This is a genomic window from Motilimonas cestriensis (assembly GCF_021295315.1).
Classification (GTDB): Bacteria; Pseudomonadota; Gammaproteobacteria; order Enterobacterales; family CBDFNC01; genus Motilimonas; species Motilimonas cestriensis.
In genome coordinates this window covers 1-646 of record NZ_JAIMJA010000083.1, presented here as the reverse complement: position 1 = coordinate 646, position 646 = coordinate 1, and the positions used below count along the sequence as shown (strand labels likewise).

Sequence of the window (646 nt, the reverse complement as noted above, 5' to 3'; positions counted from 1 at the left end):
ACCGTGTCAAAATACTTTTCTAAATCAATATCTACAACGTAACCAAGGCCTGAACGAACATACTGACTCGCTTGTACTAACGCATGGTGAGCACTTCTTCCGGGTCTAAATCCGTAACTGCTGTTTGAGAATGTTGGCTCATACACATCCTTTAGCACATTGGATATCGCTTGTTGCACGATCCTATCCTGTACTGTCGGAATGCCAAGTCGACGAACACCTCCGCTGGGTTTAGGTATTTCAACCCCAAGAACTGGCTGCGGTTGATAAGTACTCGTTAATAACGATTGACGGAACTTATTACCATTGTCGCCTTGTCTTAGTTTTGCAATTGTCGCTTCTATTGACAGTCGATCAATACCCGCACAACCTTTATTACTTTTGACTTGCTTTAATGCCATATTCAGCTGTTCTGAACTAAACATCAATTCAAGCAATTGACTCGTTTGCATCAAGACTCGTCCTTCCTTCGACGCCGAATACGTTTGCTACACTTCGTTTCCTTTCGCTTAGCTGACGGCTTTGCCAATTGGGACGTAGTGATGTATTTCATCGTTGCTGTTGCTCCGCGTATTTGAGTTTTGGCGACTGCTTCTTGATATATTCAATTCAGGCCTTCTTTTGAATGTGAATTCAAAATACTATG

1 protein-coding gene is annotated in these 646 nt (G+C 42.4%); it reads right to left on the bottom strand.

What is annotated here, in order from left to right; genetic code table 11:
- Positions 1 to 452: reverse transcriptase domain-containing protein (locus tag K6Y31_RS22105; RefSeq protein WP_251080939.1), on the bottom strand; the 452-nt coding region annotated here is incomplete at its 3' end.
- Positions 453 to 646 lie beyond the last annotated feature (194 nt).